Annotated in this window: 21 protein-coding genes and 1 pseudogene; 13 read left to right on the top strand and 9 right to left on the bottom strand. The window is 67.4% G+C overall.

Annotation, left to right across the window (positions count from 1 at the left end; all coding sequences use genetic code 11):
* Window positions 1-41: 41 nt before the first annotated feature.
* Window positions 42-548, top strand: a complete 507-nt coding sequence (locus AADI75_RS09220; RefSeq protein ID WP_341208741.1) for a hypothetical protein — start codon at window positions 42-44, stop codon at window positions 546-548.
* A 115-nt stretch (window positions 549-663) separates the two neighbouring features.
* Here the strand turns inward: AADI75_RS09220 and AADI75_RS09215 are convergent, their stop codons facing one another.
* Window positions 664-1,893 (bottom strand): cyclopropane-fatty-acyl-phospholipid synthase family protein, encoded by a 1,230-nt coding sequence (locus tag AADI75_RS09215; RefSeq protein ID WP_341208740.1) that lies wholly within the window; start codon window positions 1,891-1,893, stop codon window positions 664-666.
* 84 nt (window positions 1,894-1,977) lie between these two features.
* On the opposite strand from AADI75_RS09215, the gene thrC reads away from it, so the two are divergent.
* The 3 genes from thrC (at window position 1,978) to AADI75_RS09200 (ending at window position 7,298) form a co-directional block, all read left to right on the top strand.
* On the top strand, window positions 1,978-3,375 hold the full coding sequence (gene thrC / locus AADI75_RS09210) for a threonine synthase (protein ID WP_341208739.1): 1,398 nt from the start codon (window positions 1,978-1,980) through the stop codon (window positions 3,373-3,375).
* Window positions 3,375-4,256: a class I SAM-dependent methyltransferase gene (locus AADI75_RS09205; RefSeq protein ID WP_341208738.1), complete on the top strand. Its 882-nt coding sequence runs from the start codon at window positions 3,375-3,377 to the stop codon at window positions 4,254-4,256. Before thrC ends, AADI75_RS09205 begins: the two co-directional genes overlap by 1 nt.
* 276 nt (window positions 4,257-4,532) lie before the next feature.
* Window positions 4,533-7,298, top strand: coding sequence for a TonB-dependent receptor (locus AADI75_RS09200; protein WP_341208737.1), 2,766 nt, complete (start codon window positions 4,533-4,535; stop codon window positions 7,296-7,298).
* Between the two features lie 48 nt (window positions 7,299-7,346).
* Here AADI75_RS09200 and AADI75_RS09195 read toward each other — a convergent pair whose 3' ends face one another.
* Genes AADI75_RS09195 through AADI75_RS09185 form a run of 3 tightly spaced genes read right to left on the bottom strand, consistent with a single transcriptional unit; the run spans window position 7,347 to window position 8,943 of the window.
* Complete coding sequence (locus tag AADI75_RS09195) at window positions 7,347-7,982, bottom strand: heme exporter protein CcmB (protein ID WP_341208736.1); 636 nt, start codon at window positions 7,980-7,982, stop codon at window positions 7,347-7,349.
* Window positions 7,979-8,554 (bottom strand): heme ABC exporter ATP-binding protein CcmA, encoded by a 576-nt coding sequence (gene ccmA / locus AADI75_RS09190; RefSeq protein ID WP_341208735.1) that lies wholly within the window; start codon window positions 8,552-8,554, stop codon window positions 7,979-7,981. Before ccmA ends, AADI75_RS09195 begins: the two co-directional genes overlap by 4 nt.
* Window positions 8,551-8,943, bottom strand: coding sequence for a metallopeptidase family protein (locus tag AADI75_RS09185; RefSeq protein ID WP_341208734.1), 393 nt, complete (start codon window positions 8,941-8,943; stop codon window positions 8,551-8,553). The genes ccmA and AADI75_RS09185 overlap by 4 nt, the downstream gene beginning before the upstream one ends.
* A 69-nt stretch (window positions 8,944-9,012) precedes the next feature.
* Here AADI75_RS09185 and AADI75_RS09180 point away from each other — a divergent pair, with 69 nt between their 5' ends.
* The 3 genes from AADI75_RS09180 to AADI75_RS09170 all read left to right on the top strand — a co-directional run bounded on the left by AADI75_RS09180 (window position 9,013) and on the right by AADI75_RS09170 (window position 10,688).
* Window positions 9,013-9,315: a 4a-hydroxytetrahydrobiopterin dehydratase gene (locus AADI75_RS09180; protein WP_028967278.1), complete on the top strand. Its 303-nt coding sequence runs from the start codon at window positions 9,013-9,015 to the stop codon at window positions 9,313-9,315.
* 75 nt (window positions 9,316-9,390) lie between these two features.
* The gene (gene gntA, locus AADI75_RS09175; protein WP_341208733.1) at window positions 9,391-10,101 is read left to right on the top strand and encodes a guanitoxin biosynthesis heme-dependent pre-guanitoxin N-hydroxylase GntA; all 711 of its coding nucleotides are present in this window, start codon (window positions 9,391-9,393) and stop codon (window positions 10,099-10,101) included.
* Window positions 10,098-10,688, top strand: coding sequence for an urea carboxylase-associated family protein (locus AADI75_RS09170; RefSeq protein ID WP_341208732.1), 591 nt, complete (start codon window positions 10,098-10,100; stop codon window positions 10,686-10,688). Before gntA ends, AADI75_RS09170 begins: the two co-directional genes overlap by 4 nt.
* On the opposite strand, the gene AADI75_RS09165 is transcribed toward AADI75_RS09170, so the two are convergent.
* On the bottom strand, window positions 10,673-10,846 hold the full coding sequence (locus AADI75_RS09165; RefSeq protein ID WP_341208731.1) for a hypothetical protein: 174 nt from the start codon (window positions 10,844-10,846) through the stop codon (window positions 10,673-10,675). The genes AADI75_RS09170 and AADI75_RS09165 overlap by 16 nt on opposite strands.
* A 133-nt stretch (window positions 10,847-10,979) precedes the next feature.
* On the opposite strand from AADI75_RS09165, the gene fdhD reads away from it, so the two are divergent.
* The 3 genes from fdhD to AADI75_RS09150 all read left to right on the top strand — a co-directional run bounded on the left by fdhD (window position 10,980) and on the right by AADI75_RS09150 (window position 17,002).
* Window positions 10,980-11,756 carry a formate dehydrogenase accessory sulfurtransferase FdhD gene (fdhD, locus tag AADI75_RS09160; protein ID WP_341208730.1) on the top strand — a complete coding sequence of 259 codons (777 nt, stop codon included), beginning with the start codon at window positions 10,980-10,982 and terminating at the stop codon, window positions 11,754-11,756.
* A gap of 7 nt (window positions 11,757-11,763) precedes the next feature.
* Window positions 11,764-14,025, top strand: a complete 2,262-nt coding sequence (locus tag AADI75_RS09155; protein WP_341208729.1) for an FdhF/YdeP family oxidoreductase — start codon at window positions 11,764-11,766, stop codon at window positions 14,023-14,025.
* A gap of 208 nt (window positions 14,026-14,233) precedes the next feature.
* On the top strand, window positions 14,234-17,002 hold the full coding sequence (locus AADI75_RS09150) for a TonB-dependent receptor (protein ID WP_341208728.1): 2,769 nt from the start codon (window positions 14,234-14,236) through the stop codon (window positions 17,000-17,002).
* A gap of 82 nt (window positions 17,003-17,084) precedes the next feature.
* On the opposite strand, the gene AADI75_RS09145 is transcribed toward AADI75_RS09150, so the two are convergent.
* Together AADI75_RS09145 and AADI75_RS09140 are read right to left on the bottom strand one after the other, a co-directional pair.
* Window positions 17,085-18,599 carry an ABC transporter permease/substrate-binding protein gene (locus tag AADI75_RS09145; RefSeq protein ID WP_341208727.1) on the bottom strand — a complete coding sequence of 505 codons (1,515 nt, stop codon included), beginning with the start codon at window positions 18,597-18,599 and terminating at the stop codon, window positions 17,085-17,087.
* On the bottom strand, window positions 18,596-19,363 hold the full coding sequence (locus AADI75_RS09140; RefSeq protein ID WP_341208726.1) for an ATP-binding cassette domain-containing protein: 768 nt from the start codon (window positions 19,361-19,363) through the stop codon (window positions 18,596-18,598). The genes AADI75_RS09145 and AADI75_RS09140 overlap by 4 nt, the downstream gene beginning before the upstream one ends.
* Before the next feature lie 58 nt (window positions 19,364-19,421).
* On the opposite strand from AADI75_RS09140, the gene AADI75_RS09135 reads away from it, so the two are divergent.
* Window positions 19,422-20,195, top strand: coding sequence for an SDR family oxidoreductase (locus tag AADI75_RS09135; RefSeq protein WP_341208725.1), 774 nt, complete (start codon window positions 19,422-19,424; stop codon window positions 20,193-20,195).
* Window positions 20,196-20,261: 66 nt separating this feature from the next.
* Here AADI75_RS09135 and dnaN read toward each other — a convergent pair whose 3' ends face one another.
* A complete protein-coding gene (gene dnaN, locus AADI75_RS09130; protein ID WP_341208724.1) occupies window positions 20,262-21,365 on the bottom strand; it encodes a DNA polymerase III subunit beta in 1,104 nt (367 codons plus the stop codon).
* A gap of 118 nt (window positions 21,366-21,483) precedes the next feature.
* Window positions 21,484-22,110, bottom strand: a complete 627-nt coding sequence (locus tag AADI75_RS09125; RefSeq protein ID WP_341208723.1) for an outer membrane beta-barrel protein — start codon at window positions 22,108-22,110, stop codon at window positions 21,484-21,486.
* A 133-nt stretch (window positions 22,111-22,243) separates the two neighbouring features.
* Between AADI75_RS09125 and AADI75_RS09120 the strand changes: the two genes are divergently transcribed.
* The gene (locus AADI75_RS09120; RefSeq protein ID WP_341208722.1) at window positions 22,244-22,714 is read left to right on the top strand and encodes an invasion associated locus B family protein; all 471 of its coding nucleotides are present in this window, start codon (window positions 22,244-22,246) and stop codon (window positions 22,712-22,714) included.
* Between the two features lie 62 nt (window positions 22,715-22,776).
* Window positions 22,777-23,251 (top strand): annotated as a pseudogene (locus tag AADI75_RS09115) (23S rRNA (adenine(2503)-C(2))-methyltransferase RlmN); the annotation flags it as partial.

Genomic DNA, 23,251 nt, shown 5'->3' with positions numbered 1-23,251 from the left:
GCGCGGGCCGCTACGCGCTCGCGCGCGCAAGGGCAACCGTCTTGCCGCGCACCGGCCGCCGTCCGCCGGTCCGTTCAGCGGCGGTAAAAGCGCGGCGCGGCACGCTGGCGGGCATGAAGCATCATGTCACCCTTGCCGCCGCGCTCGTCGCGTTCCTGTCGCTGCCGGCACTGACCGTCACCGCTTTGGGTCAGGAGACGCGCGCCTCCGCCACCGCCAAGCTCGACAAGGAATTCGCCGCGTCGGACGCGAACAAGGACGGGTTCCTGTCGCCCGCCGAGTTGGAGGTGCGGATGGGGCGGATGAAGGTCGGCCCGGGCAAGACGCTCGACCCGACGCATGCGAAGCGCGTCGCCGCGCTCTTCCTGGCGCGCGCCGACACCAACAAGGACGGCAAGGTGAGCAAGGCCGAGTCGAACGCGCTGATGGGCGCGGTGTTCAGCGCCTATGACACGAACAGGGACGGCAAGGTCGACGCGACCGAAGCCGCCCGCGCCCGCGCCGCGGCGACCGGCACGGCACAGGGCAAGGCGGCACCGAAGCGGTAGGCGCGCCCCCGTCATGCCCGCGCAGGCCGGAATCCGGAACCTCCGGCGTTTGCGGCTCTGTCGACAGAACTGCGGGTCCGGATCGCCGGCTGCGCGGGGATGACGAACGAGGGGATCACCCCTCCCGCAGCCGCCGCTCTTCCTCGAACATGTAATCGCGGGTCAGCGGCAGCGCGAGGCGGTCGCGGCTGAACTGGATTTGGTAATTGACCAGCGGGCCGTTCGTGAACGACACGATCGCACCCGCCAGATAATAGGTCCACATCCGGAAAAACCGCTCGTCGTACAGCGCGACGATCTGGTCGTGCGCCGCCACTGTCCGCGCATACCAGTCGCGCAGCGTCATCGCATAGTGCATCCGCAGCACCTCGATATCGGTGACGAACCAGCGGATATATTCGTTCGCCTTCAGCACCTCCGACAGCGCGGGGATATAGCCGCCGGGGAAGATATATTTGTCGGTGAACGTGTCGGTGAAGTTCGGTCCGTCGCCGCGCCCGATCGTGTGGAGCAGCATGACGCCCTGGGGCGTCAGCAGGTCGCGGCACTTATTGAGATAGGTGCGGAAGTTGCGCGCGCCGACATGCTCGAACATGCCGACCGAGACGATCCGGTCGAACGGCTCCTCGAGCGCACGATAGTCGATCAGCTCGAACCGCACCTTATCGGCGACCCCCGCCTCCGCGGCGCGGCGCTTGGCGATCTTCAACTGCTCCTCGGACAAGGTGATCCCCAGCACCTCGGCACCGGTTTTCGCATGGATGTACAACGCCATCCCGCCCCAGCCGCAGCCGATATCGAGCACGCGCATTCCCGGCCGGATCGCCAGCTTGGCGACGATATGCGCCTTCTTGTCGGCCTGCGCCTGCTCCAGCGGATTCGCCGGATCGGTATAATAGGCGCAGCTGTACTGTTTATCGACGTCGAGGAAGAGGTCGTACAGCCGGTCCGACAGGTCGTAATGGTGCGCGACGTTGCGCTTCGACTGGAGCGCCTTGTTCGCGGTCAGGAAGCGGTGGCGGATTTGCCCGCCCAGCCGACGCAGCGGGCTGGCGGCGAGCTTGTTGCTGCCATTCTCCCAACGGCTGTTGCTGGTGGCGAGCATCAGTAAATCGAGGATATCGCCCTCCTCGACGATCAGCCGTCCGTCCATGAATGCCTCGGCGACGCCAAGCGCCGGATCGGCGACGATCTCACGATAAACTTTCGTATCGGTGATCCGGAACGACACCGGCTTCAGCGCGGGATCGTCCTGGCCGAAGGTGGAAACCGACCCATCGGGCTTGGTGAGGGTAAGGCGACCGCGCTGGATCGCGCGGCGCAGGAAGACGTCGATCAATGCCATAGGCGGCCTGCTAAACCCAGCCTTGGGCGCAGTGCAACCGTGCAGGCATTGCGTGCGCTTGCCGCGCCTTCTAGGCAACGGCCCATGCGCTACGTCAGCACCCGCGGGAACGCGCCCGCGCTCGACTTCGCGGGCGTCACGCTCGCCGGCCTCGCCTCCGACGGCGGGTTGTACGTGCCCGAACACTGGCCGACTCTGTCGCCCGAGGCGATCGGCGCGCTACGCGGCCTGTCCTATGTCGACACCGCGGTGGCGGTGATGGCGCCGTTCGTCGAAGGCACACTGACCCGCGAGGAACTGCGCGGGCTGTGCGCGGCGGCGTATGGCGCGTTCAGCCATGATGCCGTGACGCCGCTGGTGCAACTCGACCACGATCAGTGGTTGCTCGAACTGTTCCACGGCCCGACGCTGGCGTTCAAGGATGTCGCGCTGCAATTGCTGGGGCATCTATTCGAGCGGTTCCTGCAGGGCACCGACCAGCATTTGACGATCGTCGGCGCGACCAGCGGCGACACCGGCTCGGCGGCGATTGACGCGGTCGCGGGGCGGGAGCATCTCGACATCTTCATGCTCCACCCCGAAGGCCGGGTGAGCGAGGTGCAACGCCGCCAGATGACCACGGTCGGCGCACCCAACGTCCACAATATCGCGATCCGCGGCGACTTCGACACCGCGCAGGCGCTGGTGAAGGCGATGTTCAACGACACGTCCTTCTCGGCGCGCTTCCGGTTGTCGGCGGTCAATTCGATCAACTGGGCGCGGTTGATGGCGCAGGTGGTCTATTATTTCTACGCCGCCGTCCGGCTCGGCGCGCCCGCGAAACCGGTGGCGTTCAGCGTGCCCACCGGCAATTTCGGCGACGTCTTCGCCGGCTATGTCGCGGCCAAGATGGGGCTGCCGGTCGCGAAGCTGGTCGTCGCGACCAACGTCAACGACATCCTCGCGCGCGCGCTGGCGAACGGCGATTACTCGAGCCGCACCGTCGTCCCGACCCCGACGCCGTCGATGGACATCCAGGTGTCGAGCAATTTCGAGCGCTTGCTGTTCGATCTCGGCGGCCGCGACGGTGCGGCGCTGGCGGAGCAGATGCGCAGCTTCGAGGATGCGCGCAGCATCCGCCTGACCAACGCGCAGACGCAAGGCGCGGCCCCGCTCTTCGTCGGCGAGCGCGTCGACACCGACGAGATGGCGCTCGCAATGCGCCACGCGCACGAGCGCAGCGGTCAGATCGTCGACCCGCACACCGCGATCGCGCTGGCGGCGGCCCACCGCCATGCCAGCGAGGGCGTGCCGATGGTGACGCTGGCGACCGCGCATCCCGCGAAGTTCGGCGACGCGGTCGAGCGCGCCACCGGGGCTCGCCCCCCGCTGCCGCCACGCGTCGGCGACTTGTTCGAGCGCGAGGAGCGATTCGTGACGCTGGATGCCACCTATGAGGCGGTGAGCGGGTACGTCGCGCAGCATGCGGTGCCGCGTCACTGATGGAACTTTCAACTCTCGTCGGGGAGCCGTGGGCGGATTACGGGCTGGTCGATTCCGGCCACGGCCGCAAGCTGGAACGCTATGGCCGCTTCCGCTTCATCCGCCCCGAGCCGCAGGCGCTCTGGGCGCCCGCCAGGCCCGACTGGCGTGCGCAGGGCGAGTTCGTGCCGGGCAGCGACGAGGACGGCGGCGGGCAATGGCATTTCGCAGAGCCGGTCCCGCGCGACGGCTGGCCGCTGGCGTGGAGTGAGGGCGACGCGCGCGTCCGCTTCACTGCGCAGACCACGCCCTTCCGCCATCTCGGCTTCTTCCCCGACATGGCGCCGGTCTGGTCATGGATGCGCGAGCGGATCGCGGGCGTGGCCGAACCGGAGTGCCTGAACCTGTTCGGCTATACAGGGGTCGGCACGCTGGCGCTGTCGGCGGTCGGCGCGAAGATGGTGCATGTCGATGCGTCGAAGAAGTCGGTCGAGGCGGCACGCGGCAATGCCGCGCTCTCCGGGCTTGCGGACGCGCCGGTGCGCTGGATCATCGACGATGCCGCCAAGTTCGTGGCGCGCGAGGTGCGCCGCGGGCGGCGCTATGACGGTATTCTCCTCGACCCGCCCAAATACGGGCGCGGACCCGATGGTGAGGTTTGGCGGCTGGAAGAACATCTGCCCGCGTTGATCGCCGATTGTCGACAGTTGCTGGACGCCGAATCGCGCTATCTGTTCCTCACGGTCTATGCGGTGCGGATGTCGGCGCTGGCGATCGGCGAGATGCTGCGACAGGCGTTCGCGGACCTGCCCGGGACGGTCGAGGCCGGCGAACTGGCGGTGCGCGAGGAAGCGCGCGGGCTGACGCTGCCGACGGCGATTTGGGCGCGCTGGTCGCGGTAGGCGGCCACGAACCGTCGTCTTTCGACGCGGCAATCCATGCGCACTGACTGCCCCGCTCTCAAGTTTTAGAGGCCGAACGTCGATCCCACTTGCAGCATCAGCATAACTGATGTTACCGGTAACTAGTCCCGTCGCTACGAGCGGGTTCTTGCTGGGGAGGATATGATGCGGGTTCGTGTCTCGACGGTGCTTGTGTGTTCGACATCACTGGTTTCGCTGCTCATCGCCACCGCGAGCAGTGCGCAGGCAGGCGACGTCGCCGCTTCGCCGGCGTCCGTGCAACAGGATGGGACGACGACGGACGACGCCACCGCCGCCGACATCGTCGTGACCGGTATCCGCGAGAGCCAGCGCGCCTCGCTGGAGGCAAAGCGACAGTCGCCGGTGATCCTGGACGCGGTGACCGCCACCGACGTCGGCAAGTTCCCGGACGCCAACATCGCCGACTCGCTGCAACGCATCACCGGCGTCGCGATCCAGCGTAACGCCGGCGAGGGTCAGTACATTACGGTGCGTGGCTTCGGTCCGCAGTACAATAACGTGCTGGTGAACGGCCGCACGCTGGCCACCAGCTCGATCGGCCGCGAATTCGATTTCGCGACGCTGTCCTCGGGGCTGATCAGCCGTGCCGAGGTATACAAGAGCTACGATCCCAAATTGCAGGAAGGCGGCATCGGCGCGACGGTCAATGTGGTGACCGCGCGTCCGCTAGAAGGGCGCGAGGGCCTGCACCTGACCGCGCAGGCAGGCGGCATCTACGACCTGCTGTCGAAGAAAGCGACGCCGAACCTCGGCTTCGTCGCCAACTGGCGCAACGCCGACGGCACGTTCGGCGTGGAAGCGTCGCTCAACTATACCCGTCGCAAGTCGTTCGACGATCAGGCAAAGGTCGAGGGGTGGTTCGCGGTCGATCCCGACTCGAACACTGTCTCGCTCATCAACGGCACGCCGCAATCAACCGGCCTGACACCCGCAAACTACAGCTATCTTAACGTCGGCGGCAGCCGCACGCTGTACATCCCGCAGGCCTATGACAATTGGCGCGCGACGATTGACCAGAAGCGGCTGACCGCGAACCTCACCGCGCAATATCGCCCGACCGAAACCGTTACAATCACCCTCGACGGCCTGTATTCGCAATATGACGTCTACACGCTCAATACCTATTACAAGTCGTTCTTCGTCCAGCCGTATTTCGCCAGCGACCTGACGTTTGACTCTAACGGCACGGTCACCAACTTCACCCGCCCCGGCAAGGCGTTCTTCGCCGCCAACCCGTCGATGGCCGCCGATCCGCGCTCGGTCCCGCAGCAGTCGGATAATATCGTCAACTACGAAGACCGTAGGACCGATACCTATCAGTTCGGCGGCAACATCAAGTGGGATGCCACTGACCGGCTGGCGTTCGAGGTGGATCTGTCGAACTCGCGCGCCACCGCCAACACGCCCAACGGCGGGCTGGTGCTCGGCAATTACCTCAACAACACGCTATCGTTCAGCCTGCCCGATGATCAGTTGCTGCCCGTCGTGAAACGCAACGAGACGGTTACCGCGTCGCAGCTGACCAACCATTATACCGGCCTCAACATTTCGCGGTTCACCGACGATCTGACCGAGGCCCGGTTCCAAGCCAGCTGGCGCGTGGAAGCGGGCATCTTCGACGGCGTACAGGCCGGCGGCTTCTATTCGCGGCGTCGCAAACTGAACCAGCAATATGCGACGCCCGGGTCGAATTATTGCGCCTATTGCGGCTATGAGACGCCGGTCGATCCCACGCTGGTGTCGTCCTATACGCTGAACAACTTCCTTCCGAACGCTTCCGGCAGCGATGGAAGCATCACGCAATTCTTCAACTTCAGCATTCCCGAGATTGTCGCCTATCAGTCGCAGACGGCGACGCTCAATTCCCGGACGCCCGGTGCGCAGGCCTCGATCCCCACAGCAACCTTCCTCGCGCTCGGCGGCTACGTCCCCGCCTTGCAGCCCGGCCAGGGCTTCGACGTCACGGAGAAGGTCTATGCCGGCTTCGTCAACACCAGCTGGAAGGGCAACGGCTGGTCGGCGAACATCGGCGTACGCCTCGCCAAGACGCGGACGGCGTCGCTCGGCAACATCCAGCCGGTGACCGGGATCTATCCTAACCCGGGCGACAGCTCGCTGCTGGTCTTCACCTACGGGCCGACGACGCCGATCACGGTGAAGAACGACTATCTGAACGTCCTGCCCGCCGCCAACCTGAAGATCGACGCGACCGAGAACGTCGTCCTGCGCCTAGCCGCCTCGAAGACGCTGACGCGCCCGACCCTGTCGGATCTGGGCCCCAACAATAATTACGCCGGCCGCGTCACCCAGCCGCTGTCAAGCGGCGGCAACCCGCTGCTCGATCCGTTTACGGCGTGGAATTTCGACGCGTCGGCCGAATGGTACGTCACGCGAGATTCGGCGCTGACCGCGGCCGCCTTCCGCAAAAACTTCTCGGGCTTCCTTAGCAACCAAACCATTCAGGTGCCGCGCGCCGGCACGGACCTTCAGGGCAAGCCCACCACATACAATTTCTATGACACCCGGCCGCGCAACGGCAACAGCGGCTCGGTCACGGGCTTTGAACTCGGCGCCAATTACGCGATCAGCCGCGGCTTCCTGACCGGCTTCGGCGCCGGCGCCAATTACACTCACGTCACCAGCGACCAGAAGGTCGTCACCCCCGGCGACTGCACCGATATCGAAGGGCTTTCGAAGAACAGCTACAACGTCAACGGCTTCTACGAACGCAATGGCCTTCAGGCGCGCGCCGCCTACAATTGGCGCTCAGCCTATCTGCGCGTCTGCCGCGGCGCGCAGGGCAAACCCGAGATGACCGACGCCTATGGCCAACTCGATGCGAACATCGCCTACGATCTCACCCCCAATTTCCAGGTCTATCTGGAGGGCGTGAACCTCACCAACAGCTACGGCTACAGCTACTCGGTCTATCACAACCGCATGTTGCTCAGCGAGAGCACGGGCCGCCGCCTGCTGGCTGGCGTCCGCGCGAAGTTCTGACCGACCACGCCCGACACCGGATCGCGCTCGCGCGGCCCGGTGTCGGGGTCAGTCGCTTCCCGCCCGCATCGCTGCCCCCGCGACGACCGGCGCCCCTGCCACCAGCACCAGACTCACCGCCGCCAACAGCTTCAACCCGCTCGCGCCCCCTTCGATCGCCCCCGCACCGAAGATCAGCAGCGGCACCGCAAGCGGCAGCATCACCAGCCCCGCGACCGCCCCGGCCCCGCGCAACCCTGCGACCAGCGCCCCGGTTGCGACCGCCAGCGCGGCGAGCCCGGGCGTCCCGAGCAGCAGCCCCGCCTCGACCAGCAACAACCGCTCCGCCGACAGGTCGAGCAGCCCCGCCGCGATCACCGCCGCCAGCATCAGCGGCGGCGCGAAGGCGCACCAATGCGCCGCAAACTTTACCGCTGCGACCGTCACGGGCGACACGCCGCGCACCATCAACTGGTCGAGCACCCCCGCTTCGAGATCGGGCTGCACCAGCCGCTCGACCGGCAGCAACGCGGCCAGCAACGCCGCCGCCCAGATCACGCCCCCGCCGACGCGCGCCAGCAACGCCGCATCCGGCCCGATCGCGAACGGGAACAGCACCGCCACGAGAAGGAAGAACGCGATCACCAACGTCACGCCGCCGCCGGCATATCCCCGCCGCACGTCGCGCCAGAACAACGCGATCACAGCGCCACCGTCACGGCTTCGGGCACCGCCAGCGGCTGATGCGTGGTGACCACCACCGCGCCGCCCCCGCCGCGGTGCCCCTCGATCAAGCCTTCCAGCCGCATCACCGCCGCCGCATCGAGCCCGCTGGCGGGTTCGTCGAGCAACCACAGGTCCGCGCCGCTTGCCACCACCCGCGCCAGCGCGGCGCGGCGGCGCTGCCCGGTCGACAGCATCCGCACCGGCACGTCGGCGATGTCGCTCAAATCCAGCGCCGCCAGCGCCGCCGCGACGCGCATCCCGGCCGAGGCGCGTCCGTCGAGCACCGCCCAGAACGCCAGCGCGTCGACCAGCCGCCGCTCGGGATCGAGCGCGGCCGCCTCCCCCATCCAAGCCAACCGTCCATCGTGCCTGACGATACCGGCCGCCGGCGCCAACAAACCGGCGAGCACGCGCAGCAGGCTCGATTTGCCCGCACCGTTCGCGCCGCTGACCAGCAACGCCCCGCCGCGCGGCACGGCGACGTCGAGGTCCTCGACCAGCACGCGTCCGCCGCGCGCGACGGTCAGCGCCTCCGCGACGAGCAGGCTCAATCCGCCACCGCAGCTTCCAGGGCGTGCATGTCGTCGTCGGACAGGCCGAAATGGTGGCCGATCTCATGGATGGTGACATGCGCGACGAGATCGTCGAGCCGCACGCCGGTTTCGCACCATTCGGCGAGGATCGCCTGCCGGTACAGATGGATGCGATCGGGCATCGCCCCGCTGTCGAACGCACTTTTCTCACCGATCGGTCGACCGTGATACAGGCCCGTCAGCTCGATCGGATGCTCCAGCTCCAGCGCGGCAAGCGTCTCCGCATCCGCCTCTTCCTCGACCAGCAGCACCACATCGCCCAGATGTGCGCGGAACGCGGCCGGCAGTCGCGCGATCACGCGGCGTGCGTGTGCCTCGATCGCGTCTGCGGAGGGCGCGATGCCCATCATTGCCTCTTGCCCGTCCATCCCGCCGGCCATACCGCTCCGGGCAAACGAGCGGAAGGGAGCGGGTGCATGGCCGAGACGATCGAACCGTTGAGCGAGGCCGAGCGGGTCGATGCGCTCGATGCGCTACCGGACTGGGACTATGACGAGGGCCGCGACGCGATTACGCGCTCGATCGTGTTCACCGACTTCGCGGAAGCATTCGGATTCATGACGCAAGTCGCGCTGCTCGCAGAGCGCGCCGACCATCATCCCGAATGGAGCAACGTGTGGAATCGCGTTGAGATTCTGCTGACAACGCATGATGCCGGCGGACTTTCCGGGCGGGATATAGAGTTGGCGACGGCGATCGACGCCATTCTTGGCGGATGACACCAGGCCGACACTGATCGCCATCAACATGAATCATTGGAACGTTACCCGGCGTCTGGCCGTCTACGTTCCTCTATGACGGCACCTGACACCCCTCTGTTCCGCTGGACGCATCATGCGCAGGCGGAAATGGAATCGCTCCTCCACGACCATATCGCCGACCGCGCGTTTCCGTGCGTCGGCGCCAAGGCCGCGATGGCGCGCGGCACGCTCAACGTGCTGGCGTGCTCGACAATTGACAGCGCCTGGGACGATCTGCGCATCCACGACGGACTCATCGAGTTCGCGGCCGCCTATCGCGAGAACCCGGCGCTGTTCCGTAGCTTCGCGGTGGTGTTCGACGGGCCGGACGGCCTTGACGAGCCCGCGTTCGAGCGGGCGCTGTGGCAGCGCATCCAGTCGCTCTCCGACAAGGATGTCTGGCGCGGTCAGCCTTATGACACGCGCGTCAGCCACGATCCGACCGATTCGCATTTCTCGCTCAGCTTCGGCGGCGAGGCGTTCTTCGTCGTCGGGCTGCACCCGAACGCCTCGCGTCCGGCGCGCCGCTTCGCGCGGCCGACCCTGGTGTTCAACCTCCACGATCAGTTCGAAACGCTGCGCGCCGACGGCCGCTATGAGACGATGCGCGAGGCGATCATGGTCCGCGACGAGGCGATCGCCGGCTCGCGCAACCCGATGCTGGCGCGCCACGGCGAGGTCAGCGAGGCGCGGCAGTATAGCGGCCGCATCGTCGACTCGGCATGGCGCTGCCCGTTTCACTACGCGGGCGAGAAGCATCCATGACTGGCGATGTTCACGAGATTCCGCCACGTAGCGGCGCCGGCTTCACGCTGTCCGCCGGTCAAACGCTGACGGTGATCGACCCGCGCGGCGTGCAGGTCGCCGATCTGCTCGCCTACAACGCCGCCGACGTGCGCGAGGTGCTGTCGTCGGGCCGGACGCTCGACTATGCCGAGACGATCCGGCTCACCACCGGTCACAAGCTCTACTCGAACCGCTCGAACGTGATGCTGGAGATCGTCAAGGACACGGTGGGGCGGCACGACTTCCTGCTGACGCCGTGTTCCTATGCGACGTTCGACCATTTCTACCCCGATCTTCCACGGCATCGCGGCTGCTTCGGCAATCTTGCCGAGGCGCTGGCGCCGTGGGGCGTCACCGAGGATATGATCCCGGTCGCGTTCAATTGCTTCATGAACGTGCCGGTCGACGGGCCCACCGGGCGGCTTGAGGTATTGCCGCCGGTCAGCAAGGCCGGCGACCGGATCGTGCTGCGCGCCGCGATGGATCTGGTAATCGGGCTTACGGCCTGTTCCGCGCCCGCATCGAACGGCGGCAGCTTCAAGCCCATTCACTATTGCGTCGAATAGATCATTTCGCGTTGCTCGGCTTCGGCCGCTCGCTCGGCATAACGGTCGGCGAGATCGAGGTGGAGGCGGCGGATCGCCTCTTCGCACGCGGCCCGCGCGCGCTGCTTCTCTTCGACGATGCGTCGACGGAAATACGCGATATCGCCCGTGGCAGACATGACCGATGCTCCTGACCCGAGGAATGACGGTACGCGCTCAACTGCGGGGATTGTGCCCCCGACCTGCCGCCAGTGCCTTCATCTCGATCAAGTCGGCACTGGCGGAATCGTACAAAGCCGATGATGTGGGTGAATGACGATCACGCATTCCTTTGACCGCGTCATGCGCGACTCGTCCGCAGCGCTCCACGAGCGCGCGGTGATCGAGGAGTCGCCGGTCGCGATCGAAGTGAACGGCATCGGCTATGCGGTGATGATGGCGACTCCGCAGGATATTCCCGACTTCGCGACCGGCTTCGCGCTCGCCGAGCGGATCGTCACGGTGCCCGACGAGATCGAGTCGCTCGACGTCCACGAAACGCCGCGCGGCACGATCGTCCGCCTTGCGGTGCCCCCCGCCCGCGCCGCCGCAATGCTCGACCGCGTACGGCGGCGGACCAGCGACAGTTCGTGCGGGCTATGCGGGATGGACAATCTCGATGCCATCCACCGCGACCTGCCCCGCGTCCCCGACGCCACCGCCGATCCGGCGGCGATCTTCGCCGCGCTCGCCGCGATGCGCGCACATCAGCCGCTCAACCGCGCCACCGGCGCCGCCCACGCCGCGATGCTGTGCGCGCACGACGGCGCGATCCGGCTGGCTCGCGAGGATGTCGGACGGCACAACGCGTTCGACAAACTGATCGGCGCGATGGCGCGGCAGCGGCTCGGCTGGGACGGCGGGTTCGCGCTCCTGTCCTCTCGCTGCTCCTACGAGCTGGTCGAGAAGGCCGCGCTGGCGGGCTGCCCGATGCTGGTGACGGTGTCCGCGGCCACCAGCTTGGCGCTGGAACGCGCCGCCGCCGGCGGGCTGACACTCGTGTCGCTGGCGCGCGACGATGCGGTACTTTTCTCGCATCCCGTGCGTTAGTGCGTGCATGACCGAGCAGCACGACGATCGCCCCGATTTCACTCCTTACGATGGCCCGGCGGGCGGCTGGGGGTCGATGCGCTCGCTCGCCGACATTATCCCGCGCGAAAAGAATATCGCGCAGACCTCCGCCGAGCTGCTGCGCCAGAACAAGCACGACGGTTTCGCCTGCGTCAGCTGCGCCTGGTCGAAGCCCTATCCGCCCGGACCCGTCGAATTCTGCGAGAACGGCGCGAAGGCGACCGCGTGGGAGATCACCAGCCAGCGCGTCACTCCCGACTTCTTCCGCCAGCACACGCTGACCGAGTTGCGCGGCTGGACAGACTACCGGTTGGAGGAAGCCGGGCGGCTGACGCACCCCATGAAATACGACGCGGCGACCGACAAATATGTCGTCGCGCCGTGGGAAGAGGCGTTCCACGCGATCGGCGCGCGGCTGAAAGCGCTGCCGCCCAAATCGGTGGTCTTCTACGCGTCGGGGCGCGCCAGCCTCGAGACATCGTTCATGTGGCAATTGATGGCGCGCCTCTATGGCAACCAGAACCTGCCCGACAGCTCGAACATGTGCCACGAATCGACCTCGGTCGGGCTCAAGACCTCGATCGGCGTGCCCGTCGGCACGACGAAGCTCGAGGATTTCGACACCACCGACTGCATCCTGCACTTCGGCCAGAATGTCGCGACCAACAGCCCGCGGATGCTGCATCAGCTTCGGGACGTCCACAAGCGCGGCGCGGACATCATCGTCTTCAACCCGCTCAAGGAACGCGGGCTGGAGCGGTTCACCGACCCACAGAACCCGATCGAAATGGCGACGGGCAAGGAAACCCTGATCGCCACCCAATATCATCAGGTGAAGGCCGGCGGCGACATTGCGGTGATGATGGGCATCGCCAAATGGCTGCTCGCCCATGATGCGATCGATCACGACTTTATCGCCGAGCACACCCATGATTTCGCACCGTTCGCTGCCAAGGTGCAGGCGACCGCGTGGGACGAGATCGAGCACGAATCGGGGCTGACCCGCGCCGCGATCGAACGTGCGGCCGCGGCCTACGACCGCGCGAAAACCGCGATGGCGATCTACGGCATGGGGCTGACCCAGCATGTGAAGGGCGTCGACAACGTCCGAATGCTCGTCAACCTGATGCTGATGCGCGGCAACATCGGCAAGCCCGGGGCGGGGTTGTGTCCGGTACGCGGCCACAGCAACGTCCAAGGGCAGCGCACCGTCGGCATTACCGAGAAAACCGAACTCGCGCCCGTGGAGAAGCTCAAGGAACGCTATGGCTTCTCGCCGCCGACCGAAAAGGGGCTGGATACGGTCGAGACATGCCGCGGGATCATCGACGGGACGGTCAAGGCGTTCCTGTCGCTCGGCGGCAATTTCGCGCGCGCGGTGCCCGAAACCAAATTGGTCGAGGACGGCTGGGCGCGGATGGACCTGTCGGTGCAGATCGCGACCAAGCTCAACCGCAGCCACCTGATCCCCGCCGCCGGCGACACGTGGCTGCTGCCGTGCCTCGGCCGGATCGAACGCGACCTGCAGGCGACCGGACCGCAGCGCGTGACCGTCGAGGACTCGACCAGCGTCATCCACCCTTCGCTCGGCAAGGTCGAGCCGGCCAGCCCGCACCTGCTGTCCGAACCGGCGATCGTGGCCGGGATCGCCAAGGCGTTCCTGCCCGCCAATCCCGCGATCGACTGGGACGCATGGGTCGGCGACTACAGCCTGATCCGCGACGAGATCGCCGCGGTGTTCCCGCACTTCTTCGCGCGCTTTAACGAGCGGCTGCAGGAGAAGGGCGGCTTCTGGAAAGGCAACAAGGCCGCCGGCCGCGAATGGGATACCGAGAGCGGCAAGGCCGAGTTCCTCGTCCCCGACGTGCTCAACGCCACCGGCTTCACCGAGGCGGAGGGGCGCTTCCGACTGCTGACGCTGCGCTCCAACGATCAGTTCAACACGACGATCTACGGCTATTCGGATCGCTTCCGCGGAATCAACGGCACGCGACAGGTGGTGCTGATGAACCGTGCCGACATCGCACGCGCCGGGCTCAGCGCGGGGCAGAAGGTGACGCTCGCCACGGACGCGGAGGACAATCACGATCGTCGCGTGGGTGACCTGATCGTCGTCGAATATGACGTACCCGACGGCTGCATCGCGGCCTATTACCCGGAGTGCAACCCGCTGATCCCGCTCTCGCACCATGCCGAGGAAAGCCACGTCCCGGCGGCGAAGTCGGTGCCGGTAAGAGTGCTGGCTTAGCGCATCTAAGCCCTCTCCCCTCCGGGGAGAGGGTTGGGTGAGGGGCCGGTGCCTCGCAGAGAAGTCCGTCTCGGTGAGACCCAGCCCCTCACCCCAGCCCTCTCCCCGCAGGGGAGAGGGAGCGCACCGACCACCCGGCATAATTATGCGACAAATCGGCGATAGCGCCACGAGTGCCGTCGAACGTCACGCGCGGCTGGGGTAAAACATGCGTCTCTCGTTCCTTCTGCTGGCCTCCACCGCGGCGCTCCCCGCCTACGCCCAGCAACCCGCCACGCCACCCGCGCCCGCGCAGACCGGCGCGCAGGCTCCGGCCACCCCCGCCGCCGAACCCGACACCGAGGAGGACGGCAGCGAAGACATCGTCGTCACCGGCTCGCGCGCGCAACGCGGCGCGGTGATCGGCGACGTGACGCCTGAGGAGCAATTGTCCCCCGCCGACATCCGCAGCTACGGCGTCAGCTCGGTCACCGAATTGCTCAACGAACTGTCGCCGCAGACGCGCTCCGGGCGCGGCGCAGGCGGTGCGCCGGTGGTGCTGCTCAACGGACGGCGGATTTCCGGCTTCCAGGAAATCCGTGACCTGCCGACCGAGGCGATCCAGCGCGTCGACATCCTTCCCGAGGAAGTCGCGCTCAAATACGGCTATCGCGCCGACCAGCGCGTCGTGAACTTCGTGCTGCGACGCCGTTTCAAGGCGGTGACCGCCGAGGTCGAGGATCGTTTCGCGACCGAGGGCGGGCGCAACACGCCCGGCGGTGAGCTGGATCTGCTCCGCATCCGCAGCGACAAGCGCGTCAACCTGCACCTCGAGTACAGTCGCCCCGGCGCGCTTACTGAGTCCGAACGCGACATCATCCAGGCGTCCAATGCCGCCGCGGTCGGCGGCAACGTCTCCTCGCTCAACCGCGGCGCGATCGACCCGCTGTTCGGCAACGCCTCGACGCTCGGCATTCCCGCGCTCGCCGCCACGCAGGCACCGCTGCTCGGCGACTTCACGACGACGCGCAACATCACCGATCAGGGCGCGTACCGCACGCTCCTGCCGCAACAGCGGACGTTCAGCGCCAACGGCACCTATGCCACGACGATCTTCGGCAACGTCTCGGCGTCGCTGAACGCGACCGTCGATCACAATGTCACGCGTGCGCTGCGCGGACTGGCCGAGGTCGATCTCACGCTGCCGGTCGGCAGCCCGTACTCACCCTTCGCGGTGCCGGTGCGCGTGACGCGCGCGTTCGACGACGTGCCTGCTCTCACGCAACGCGCCGAGACGACCGACCTCCACCTCGGCGGTACGCTCAACGGCGATCGCGGCCAGTGGCGCTGGTCGCTCACCGGCAACGTCGACCGCGACGAGAGCAATACGGTCACCACGACCGGGCTCGACGCCAGCGCGTTGCAGGCCGGGATCGACGCCTTCGACCCGCTCGCCAATCCCTATGCGCCGCTGTCGCTGGGCGCGTCGCCCGCCGATCGCGGCCGTTCGGTCGCGACCAGCGCCGGGCTCGACGCCCTGGTCGCGGGGCCCTTGTTCCTCCTCCCGGCCGGCTACGCAAACACCAGCATCCGCGTCGGCGCGTCGACCAGCGACTTCACCAGCGACTCCTTTCGCCGTGGTGTGGCGAGCGCCGCCGACATCGGGCGCGATGTCGCCAATGCGCAGATCAACCTCGACCTGCCGATCGCCAACAAGGCGCAGGGCGTGCTCAGCGCGCTCGGCCGGCTGTCGATCAACGGCAATCTCGCGGTCGACCAGCTTTCTGACTTCGGTACATTGTGGACGATCGGCTATGGCGCGAACTGGACGCCGATCGAGGGCATAAGGCTGCTCGCGTCCGTCACCGACCAGGACGAAGCGCCCTCGGCGCAGCAGCTCGGCAACCCTTCGGTGACAACCCCTGGCGTGCGCGTGTTCGATTACGTGCGCGGCACCACCGCAACCGTCACCACGATCACCGGCGGCAACCCGAACCTGATCGCCGACAACCGCCACGCGCTGAAGGTCGGGCTCGACATCAAGCCGTGGAGCGCGCAGCAGATCAACTTCCGCGCCGATTACACACGACAGAGCACCGACAACCCGATCGCCGCCTTCCCCAGCGCGACCGCCGCGATCGAATCTGCCTTCCCCGATCGCTTCACGCGCGACGCTGGTGGCAATCTGCTCCAGATCGACTCGCGCCCGATCAATTTCGCGCGCAGCGAGACGTCGCAGCTCCGCTACGGCGTCAACCTGTCATTCCGCATCAAATCCGAGCTGCAAAAGAAGATCGAGGCGTTCCGCGCCGGCACTGGCCCGAACCCGTTCGAGGGGTTGCGCCCGCCCGGTGGCGAACGCCGCCCCGACCGCCCCCCGCAGGATCGCACCCGGCCGGACGGGAGCGCGATGAACGGCGGGCGTCCCGACGCAGGCGGCGGCGCAGCGGGCGGCCCGCCCGGCGGCGGCGGCTTCCGTGGGCGCGGTGGCGGCGGTGGCGGTCAGGCCGGCGGTCGTGTGCAGTTCGCGCTCTATCACACCTGGCACCTCACCGAACGGGTGACGATCGCGGACGGCGGACGCGTGCTCGACCTGCTGAACGGCGACGCGATCGGCGCGGCCGGCGGTCAGGCGCGGCATGAGCTGGAGGGGCAGGCCGGCTATACCAACAACGGCCTCGGCGCGCGACTATCGGTCAATTACCAGAGCGGCACCCGCGTCAACGGCGGCACCGCCGCCACGCCGGAGACGCTCCGGTTCGGCGGCCTAGCCACCGCCAACCTCCGCCTGTTTGCCGATCTCGGCGGCAACATCGACTGGGTTCGCGCGCATCCGTGGATGCGCGGCGCGCGCGTCAGCGTTCAGTTCGACAACCTCTTCAACACCCGCCGCGACGTCCGCGACCAGAATGGAGAGGTGCCGATCGGCTTCCAGCCCGATTATCTCGACCCGGTCGGCCGCACGATCCGCGTCTCGTTCCGTAAGCTGTTCTTCTGAACGACCATTGCCCCTGCAGGCAGGGGCCATGGCTGTCGGGTGTCACGATCGGTCGCCCCGAAAGCCGGCGCCATCGTGTCACTCACAATCCGACCCGCCCCGCCAGCCAGCGCGCCGCCGCCTCGGGGCTCTGCTTGTCGCGGTCCCGATCGACCCGGTAATTGGCCTCACGCATCGCTGCCACCGGAATACGCCCGATCAACGGCCGCAGCGCATCGAGGAACCGCGCCTCGGCACGGTGCGCCGGCGCGACCAGCACGATCGCGTCATAGCCGGGGATCGCGTGACGCGGGTCGGCAAGCACCGTCAGCCGATCGGCCGCGATCCGCCCGTCCGACGAGAAGGCGCTGATGACATCGGCGCGCCCGCTCTCCAGCGCGCGGTACATGAAGGTCGGGCTGTACGGCGTCGCGCTCGCGAAACGCAGAGGATAGGCGCGACGGATCGCCTGCCATTCCGGCCGGTCGAGAAACTCCAGATCGGCCCCGAACCGCAACTGCGGCGCGACGCGCACCAGATCGTCGAGCGTCGCGACACCGCGCCGCTGCGCATCGTCACCGCGCATCGCGAATGCATAGGCATTCTCGAACCCGAGCGCGCCAAGCAAAGTGACGCCGCGCGACTTTCGCACCCAATCCGCGATGGCGCGTAGCTGCGCGCCGCGTGGCGGCGTATCGGTGCGGTGCATTTCGGCGGTCCAGAGCGTGCCGGCATAGTCGACATAGACATCGACCTCGCCCCCCGCGACCGCGCCGAACGCCACCGCCGAGCCGAGCCCGTCGCGGTACGTAACCTCATAGCCCGCGCGCGTGAGCCGATCGCCGATCAACCGCGCCAAAATATACTGCTCGGAAAAGTTCTTTGCGCCGACCACGATCCGCCGCTCGCTCCCCGAGCGCCACAGCGGGGTACTCGCCGCCACCACCGCCAGGCCCAGCAACAGCAAGGCGGCCCCCGCGCGCTTCCAGCGCCGCTCCCCCGCCGCGCGCTCTGCGATCCCGAGCAACAGATCGACGCCCAGCGCCAGCCCGGCCGCGCCGACGCAGCCGGCGATCACCAGCGTCCATGCCTGCGTCTGAAGCCCCGCGAAGATCAGATCGCCGAGGCTCGGCTGACCGACGGTGGTCGACAGCGTCGCCGCGCCGATCGTCCACACCGCGGCGGTGCGCACGCCCGCCATCGCGATCGGCAGTACCAGCGGCAGCTCGACGATTCGCAGTTTTTGCCCCGGCGTCATCCCGATCCCGTCCGCCGCCTCCCGCACCGCCGGATCGAGCCCGCGCAACCCCGTGACGATATTGCGCACGATCGGCAGCAGCGCATAAAGGGACAGCGCGAGCAGCGCAGGCAAAAAGCCGAGTGCGGGCACGCCATGCCCGATCCACAGCAATACCGGATAGAAGAGCGCGAGCAGCGCGAGGCTGGGCACCGTCTGCACGAGACTCGCGAAGCCCAGCACCAGGCCCGCCAGCCGCGGCGCGCGCGCCGCCCGGATCGCGACCGGCACACCGACCACCAGCGCCACCGCCAACGCTGCCATCGCAAGCAGCAGGTGCTGCGCGGCAAGCGCCGGCACGCGGGCGAACGCGTCGTTCATGTCGACAGCGCCGCCAGCCACGCCGCCTGCCCGCGCGGCACCGCCACCAGCGCCTGCGCCGCTTCACCGCCCGCGCCGCGCAGCAACGCGGCGGGTGCTTCGTCGGCGACGACGCGGCCCGCCGCCATGACGACGACCCGGTCGGCGAGCAGCAGCGCCTCGGCCATGTCGTGCGTCACCATGATCGTCGTCAGCGCCAGTTCGTCGTGCAGCCTCCGCACCGCCCCCGCGAGCGACTCGCGCGTCACCGGGTCGAGTGCGCCGAACGGCTCGTCCATCAGCAGCAGTCCCGGTCGCGTCACCAGCGCGCGTGCGACGCCGACACGCTGGCGCTGGCCGCCCGACAGCTCGGCGGGCATCCGCGTCGCAACCGTGCGCGGCAGCTCGACAAGGTCGAGCATCGCGGCGGCACGCAGCGGATCGGGTGTACCGGCGAGCCGCAGCGGCAGCGCGATATTTTCCACGACGCTCAGATGCGGAAACAGCCCGACGTCCTGGAACACATAGCCGATCCGCCGCCGCAGCGCGGGCGCCGGCTCTCCGGCAACATCGCGCTCGTCGAGCAGCACACGGCCGTTCTCGGGCGTCACCAATCGATTAATTGTCTTGAGCAAGGTTGACTTACCGGACCCTGACGCCCCGACCAGCGCGACGAAGGTACCGCCTGCGATCGTCAGCGACACGCCATCGATCGCCGCCGCGTCGCCGTAACGCTTGCCGACCTGCTCGAAGGCGACCGCCGGACCGGACGAAAGTGCTGGCATCGTCGCCGGTGATGCGGGAAGCGTGCCTGCTTAACAAGCATTAACGAGGGAGAGCGGGATGAAGGCGATGCTGGTCACAGGCGGCGGCTCGGGCATCGGGCGCGCGGTGGCGCAATTGTTCAGCGCCCGCGGCTGGCGGGTCGGGCTGGCAGACATCGACGCGCAGGGGTTGCGCGACACCGCCGCGCTGCTCCCCGGCGACCGCACCAGCACGCATGTCATGGACGTTCGCGATCCGTCGGAATGGGAGGAAGTACTCGCGGACTTCGCGCGGGTCAGCGACGGGCGGCTCGACGTGCTGTTCAACAATGCCGGGATCGCGGCGGGCGGGCCGTTCGCCGAGATCGGGCTCGACGCGATCGATCGCGTGATCGACGTCAACTTCCGCGGCCTGACCTATGGCGCACGGATGGCCTATCCGTATCTGAAGCAGACGCCCGGTGCGTGCCTGCTCAACACCGCCTCGGCCTCGGCGATCTACGGCTCGCCGGGATTGGCGATCTATTCGGCGACCAAGTTCGCGGTGCGCGGGCTGACCGAGGCGCTCGACGGCGAATGGGCAGCGGACGGCATCCGCGTCCGCTCGCTGATGCCGAGCTTCATCGACACCAACCTGCTGTCCGCGCCGATCCCGGGCACGAAATATACCGCGCGCGATCTGGTGGTGCGGCGGAAGATGGAGTTCACGCCGGTCGAAACGGTCGCGGACCAGGCGTGGGCGGCTGTGCACGGAAACCGCGTTCACACGATCGTCGGCAAGACGGCGCAACGCATGGCGTTCGCCGCGCGCTGGATGCCGGGCCGGCTGCGCGCGATGATGCGCGGTCGGTGAGCCACCCCCGTCATTCCCGAATAGGCGGGAATCGCGGGGAAGTTTTCAGGCTCCCCGATAGATGGGTCAGACTCGCATCGGCATCAGCACGTAAAGCGCCGGGCTCTTGTCATTTTCGCGGATCAGCGTCGGCGCGGCGGCGTCGGCGAGGTGGACCTCGACCAAATCGGTGCCGATCTGCCCGAGAATATCCATCAGATACCGGCTGTTGAAGCCGATCTCGAACGGGGTCGCCGCATATTCACCAGGCACTTCCTCGGCCGCGGTGCCGTTCTCGGGGCTGGTCACCGACAGCGTGATCTTGTCGCGATCCAGCGCCATCTTCACCGCGCGGGTCTTCTCGGTCGCGATCGTCGAGACACGGTCGACACCCTGCATGAAGCTCTTCGGATCGAGCTTCAGGATCTTGTCGTTGCCGGTCGGGATCACGCGGCTGTAATCGGGGAAGGTGCCGTCGATCAGCTTCGATGTCAGGATCGCCTGCCCCAGATCGAAACGGATCTTGGTGCCCGACAAGGACACACCGACCGAGCCGTCGACCTCGTCGAGCAACTTGCGCAGCTCGGCAATGCACTTACGCGGCACGATCACGTCGGGCATCCCGCTTGCACCCTCGGGCTGGTCGACGGTGACGCGCGCGAGGCGGTGCCCGTCGGTCGCCGCGGCCTTCAGCACGCCCTCGGCGACGTGCAGGAAGATGCCGTTGAGATAGTAACGCGTCTCCTCGGTGGAGATCGCGAAACGCGTCTTGTCGATGATCTGCTTGAGCGTTTCGGCGGGCAGCTCGAATTGGGTCGGCAGCTCGCCCTCGGCGATCACCGGAAAATCGTCGCGCGGCAGCGTGCCGAGCGAGAAACGCGCGCGCCCCGCCACGATCGTCATCCGCCCCTCGGCGGCAGTCAGCGAGACCTGCGCGCCTTCGGGCAGCTTGCGCGCGATGTCGAACAGCGTGTGCGCGGACACGGTCGTCGCCCCCGGCTGATCGACCGCCGCCGCGACGCTCTCGTTGATCTGCAGGTCGAGGTCGGTTGCCATTAACCGCAACTGCCCCTCGGCAGTCGCCTCAAGCAGCACGTTCGACAGGATCGGGATGGTGTTGCGCCGCTCCACCACCGACTGGACGTGGCTCAGCCCCTTCAGCAGCGTCGCGCGTTCGATCGTCGCCTTCATCGTCACTTCCCCCGGCCCGCAGGTCACTCACCAGGGGCAATTGGCCGAGTCTCCCTAGCCAAAAAGAAAGGGCGGGAGCAAGCGCCCCCGCCCCTTCCGGCTCCGCAAGGGAAAGAAATCAGAAGCGGATGCCAAGCCCCGCCATCAACTGGTGGCGGTCGAGGTCGATGTCATACCCTTCGATGTCACCGTAATGCGAATAGCGATACTCGGCGGTGACGAACGAACTGGGCGTCAGCTTGTACTCGAGCCCTGCGCCCAGCCGGAACCCGCCGAGGTTGGTCTTGTCGACCAGCTCGTTCTCCGAAGTGGTGGTCGCCTGGTAACGGCTCTCGACCCCCGCGTTGGTGTAGCCGCCCTTGCCGTAGATCATCGCCTGCGGCGAGATGACGTAACCGAGCCGGCCGCCGACATACAGGTCACGCCCCGTCTCGACCGAGAAGCGGTCCCCCGCGGTCAGCGCATTGTAGCTACGCGCCTTGGTGGTCGAATCAGTCAGTTCGCCGTCGATCCCGTAGACGATGTTGCCGCGCTGGAAATCGTAACCGATCCGGCCGCCGTAACCGAGGCCTTCGCGCCCTTCCGAATCGCCGTCGCCGCCGTCCTGCACATTGTCGTAGCCGGCCAGCACCTCGACGCGGCCGCCCGCGAACGTGCCATTCGGCGGGCCATCCTGCGCCAGAGCCGGGGTCGCCATCGCGATCGCCATCACCGTCGCCGGGATCGCCATTGCAAGCTTACGCATGTCTCACTCCATTCCACTCACCCCAAGACGCGAGGCGCAGTGTCAAATACGCGCGTCGCCCGATGTTGCATGAACCTTACATAAACAGCATTTCGCGTTGCCTTTCGGCCACAGTGCCGCGACACGCATCACGATGACGATCGTGCTTGCCCTGCTGGCCACCGCCGCGCTGCGCGAACCGTTGGGCGTATGGCAGCGCTGGGCGGCCCTGCGTGAGACGCCCGGGCCGCACTGCGTGGCGGTGGCGCAACCGCTGCGGCGCGACGGCACGACCGACCGCCGAGGCGGTTTTGCGTTGGTCGCGGCGCGGGCCGGGCCGAGGCGCGCGCCATCGGTGCGCTTCCGGCTATCGCGCCCACGCGGCGAGGGCGCGCCGCTGACGCTTATCATCGGCGAACGACGCTTCGCGCTGATCGGTGATCGTGAGTCCGCGCATGCCGCCGATGCGGAGACCGACCGCGCGATCGTCGGCGCGATGCGCGGTGCGAGCGCGATGACGCTCACCACGCTCGACGTGGGCGGGCGGACGCTGAACGACACCTATCCATTGGCCGGCGCGGCCACCGCGATCGACGCTGCGCAACTGGGATGCGCCCGGCGGTAACGCTGGAAAATCGTGCCGAGTTCGCCTATGTGCGCGCGATGCTCACAGCCTCGGCCGCCCCCATGCCCATTCCCGGGCACATCGACCCCGTGACCGTGCCGCGCGCCAGCGCGCCGCGCATCGACGGCCGCATCGACCTGATCGGGCTGCCGCGCGACGAGTTGCGCCGCGTCCTCGAGGAATCGGGGCTCGATCCGCGTCAGGCCAAGCTGCGCGCCAAGCAGATCTGGCACTGGATCTACAATCGCGGCGCGATCGACTTTGCGGTGATGACCGACATCGCGAAGGCGCAGCATCCGTGGCTGGCCGAGCGGTTCGTGATCGGCCGTCCGCAAGTGGTCGAGGCGCAGGTGTCGACCGACGGCACGCGCAAATGGCTGCTCCGCTCCGAGGACGGGCAGGATTACGAGGCGGTGTTCATCCCCGACGCCGACCGCGGGACCCTGTGCGTATCGAGCCAGGTTGGCTGCACGCTCAACTGTCGCTTCTGCCACACCGGCACGATGCGGCTGGTGCGCAACCTGACCGCGGGCGAGA

It is taken from the genome of uncultured Sphingomonas sp. (genome assembly GCF_964021865.1).
Classification (GTDB): Bacteria; Pseudomonadota; Alphaproteobacteria; order Sphingomonadales; family Sphingomonadaceae; genus Sphingomonas.
The sequence above is the reverse complement of the archived record's forward strand: the minus strand, read 5'-3'. Positions and strand labels throughout refer to the sequence as shown.

Excerpts from the sequence above, each read along its gene's own strand:
- AADI75_RS09215 (WP_341208740.1), bottom strand. The coding sequence starts at position 1,893 with ATGGCATTGATCGACGTCTTCCTGCGCCGCGCGATCCAGCGCGGTCGC.
- thrC (WP_341208739.1), top strand. The coding sequence starts at position 1,978 with ATGCGCTACGTCAGCACCCGCGGGAACGCGCCCGCGCTCGACTTCGCG.
- AADI75_RS09205 (WP_341208738.1), top strand. The coding sequence starts at position 3,375 with ATGGAACTTTCAACTCTCGTCGGGGAGCCGTGGGCGGATTACGGGCTG.
- AADI75_RS09185 (WP_341208734.1), bottom strand. The coding sequence starts at position 8,943 with ATGGGCATCGCGCCCTCCGCAGACGCGATCGAGGCACACGCACGCCGC.
- AADI75_RS09180 (WP_028967278.1), top strand. The coding sequence starts at position 9,013 with ATGGCCGAGACGATCGAACCGTTGAGCGAGGCCGAGCGGGTCGATGCG.
- gntA (WP_341208733.1), top strand. The coding sequence starts at position 9,391 with ATGACGGCACCTGACACCCCTCTGTTCCGCTGGACGCATCATGCGCAG.
- AADI75_RS09170 (WP_341208732.1), top strand. The coding sequence starts at position 10,098 with ATGACTGGCGATGTTCACGAGATTCCGCCACGTAGCGGCGCCGGCTTC.
- AADI75_RS09165 (WP_341208731.1), bottom strand. The coding sequence starts at position 10,846 with ATGTCTGCCACGGGCGATATCGCGTATTTCCGTCGACGCATCGTCGAA.
- fdhD (WP_341208730.1), top strand. The coding sequence starts at position 10,980 with ATGACGATCACGCATTCCTTTGACCGCGTCATGCGCGACTCGTCCGCA.
- AADI75_RS09155 (WP_341208729.1), top strand. The coding sequence starts at position 11,764 with ATGACCGAGCAGCACGACGATCGCCCCGATTTCACTCCTTACGATGGC.
- AADI75_RS09150 (WP_341208728.1), top strand. The coding sequence starts at position 14,234 with ATGCGTCTCTCGTTCCTTCTGCTGGCCTCCACCGCGGCGCTCCCCGCC.
- AADI75_RS09145 (WP_341208727.1), bottom strand. The coding sequence starts at position 18,599 with ATGAACGACGCGTTCGCCCGCGTGCCGGCGCTTGCCGCGCAGCACCTG.
- AADI75_RS09140 (WP_341208726.1), bottom strand. The coding sequence starts at position 19,363 with ATGCCAGCACTTTCGTCCGGTCCGGCGGTCGCCTTCGAGCAGGTCGGC.
- AADI75_RS09135 (WP_341208725.1), top strand. The coding sequence starts at position 19,422 with ATGAAGGCGATGCTGGTCACAGGCGGCGGCTCGGGCATCGGGCGCGCG.
- dnaN (WP_341208724.1), bottom strand. The coding sequence starts at position 21,365 with ATGAAGGCGACGATCGAACGCGCGACGCTGCTGAAGGGGCTGAGCCAC.
- AADI75_RS09125 (WP_341208723.1), bottom strand. The coding sequence starts at position 22,110 with ATGCGTAAGCTTGCAATGGCGATCCCGGCGACGGTGATGGCGATCGCG.
- AADI75_RS09120 (WP_341208722.1), top strand. The coding sequence starts at position 22,244 with ATGACGATCGTGCTTGCCCTGCTGGCCACCGCCGCGCTGCGCGAACCG.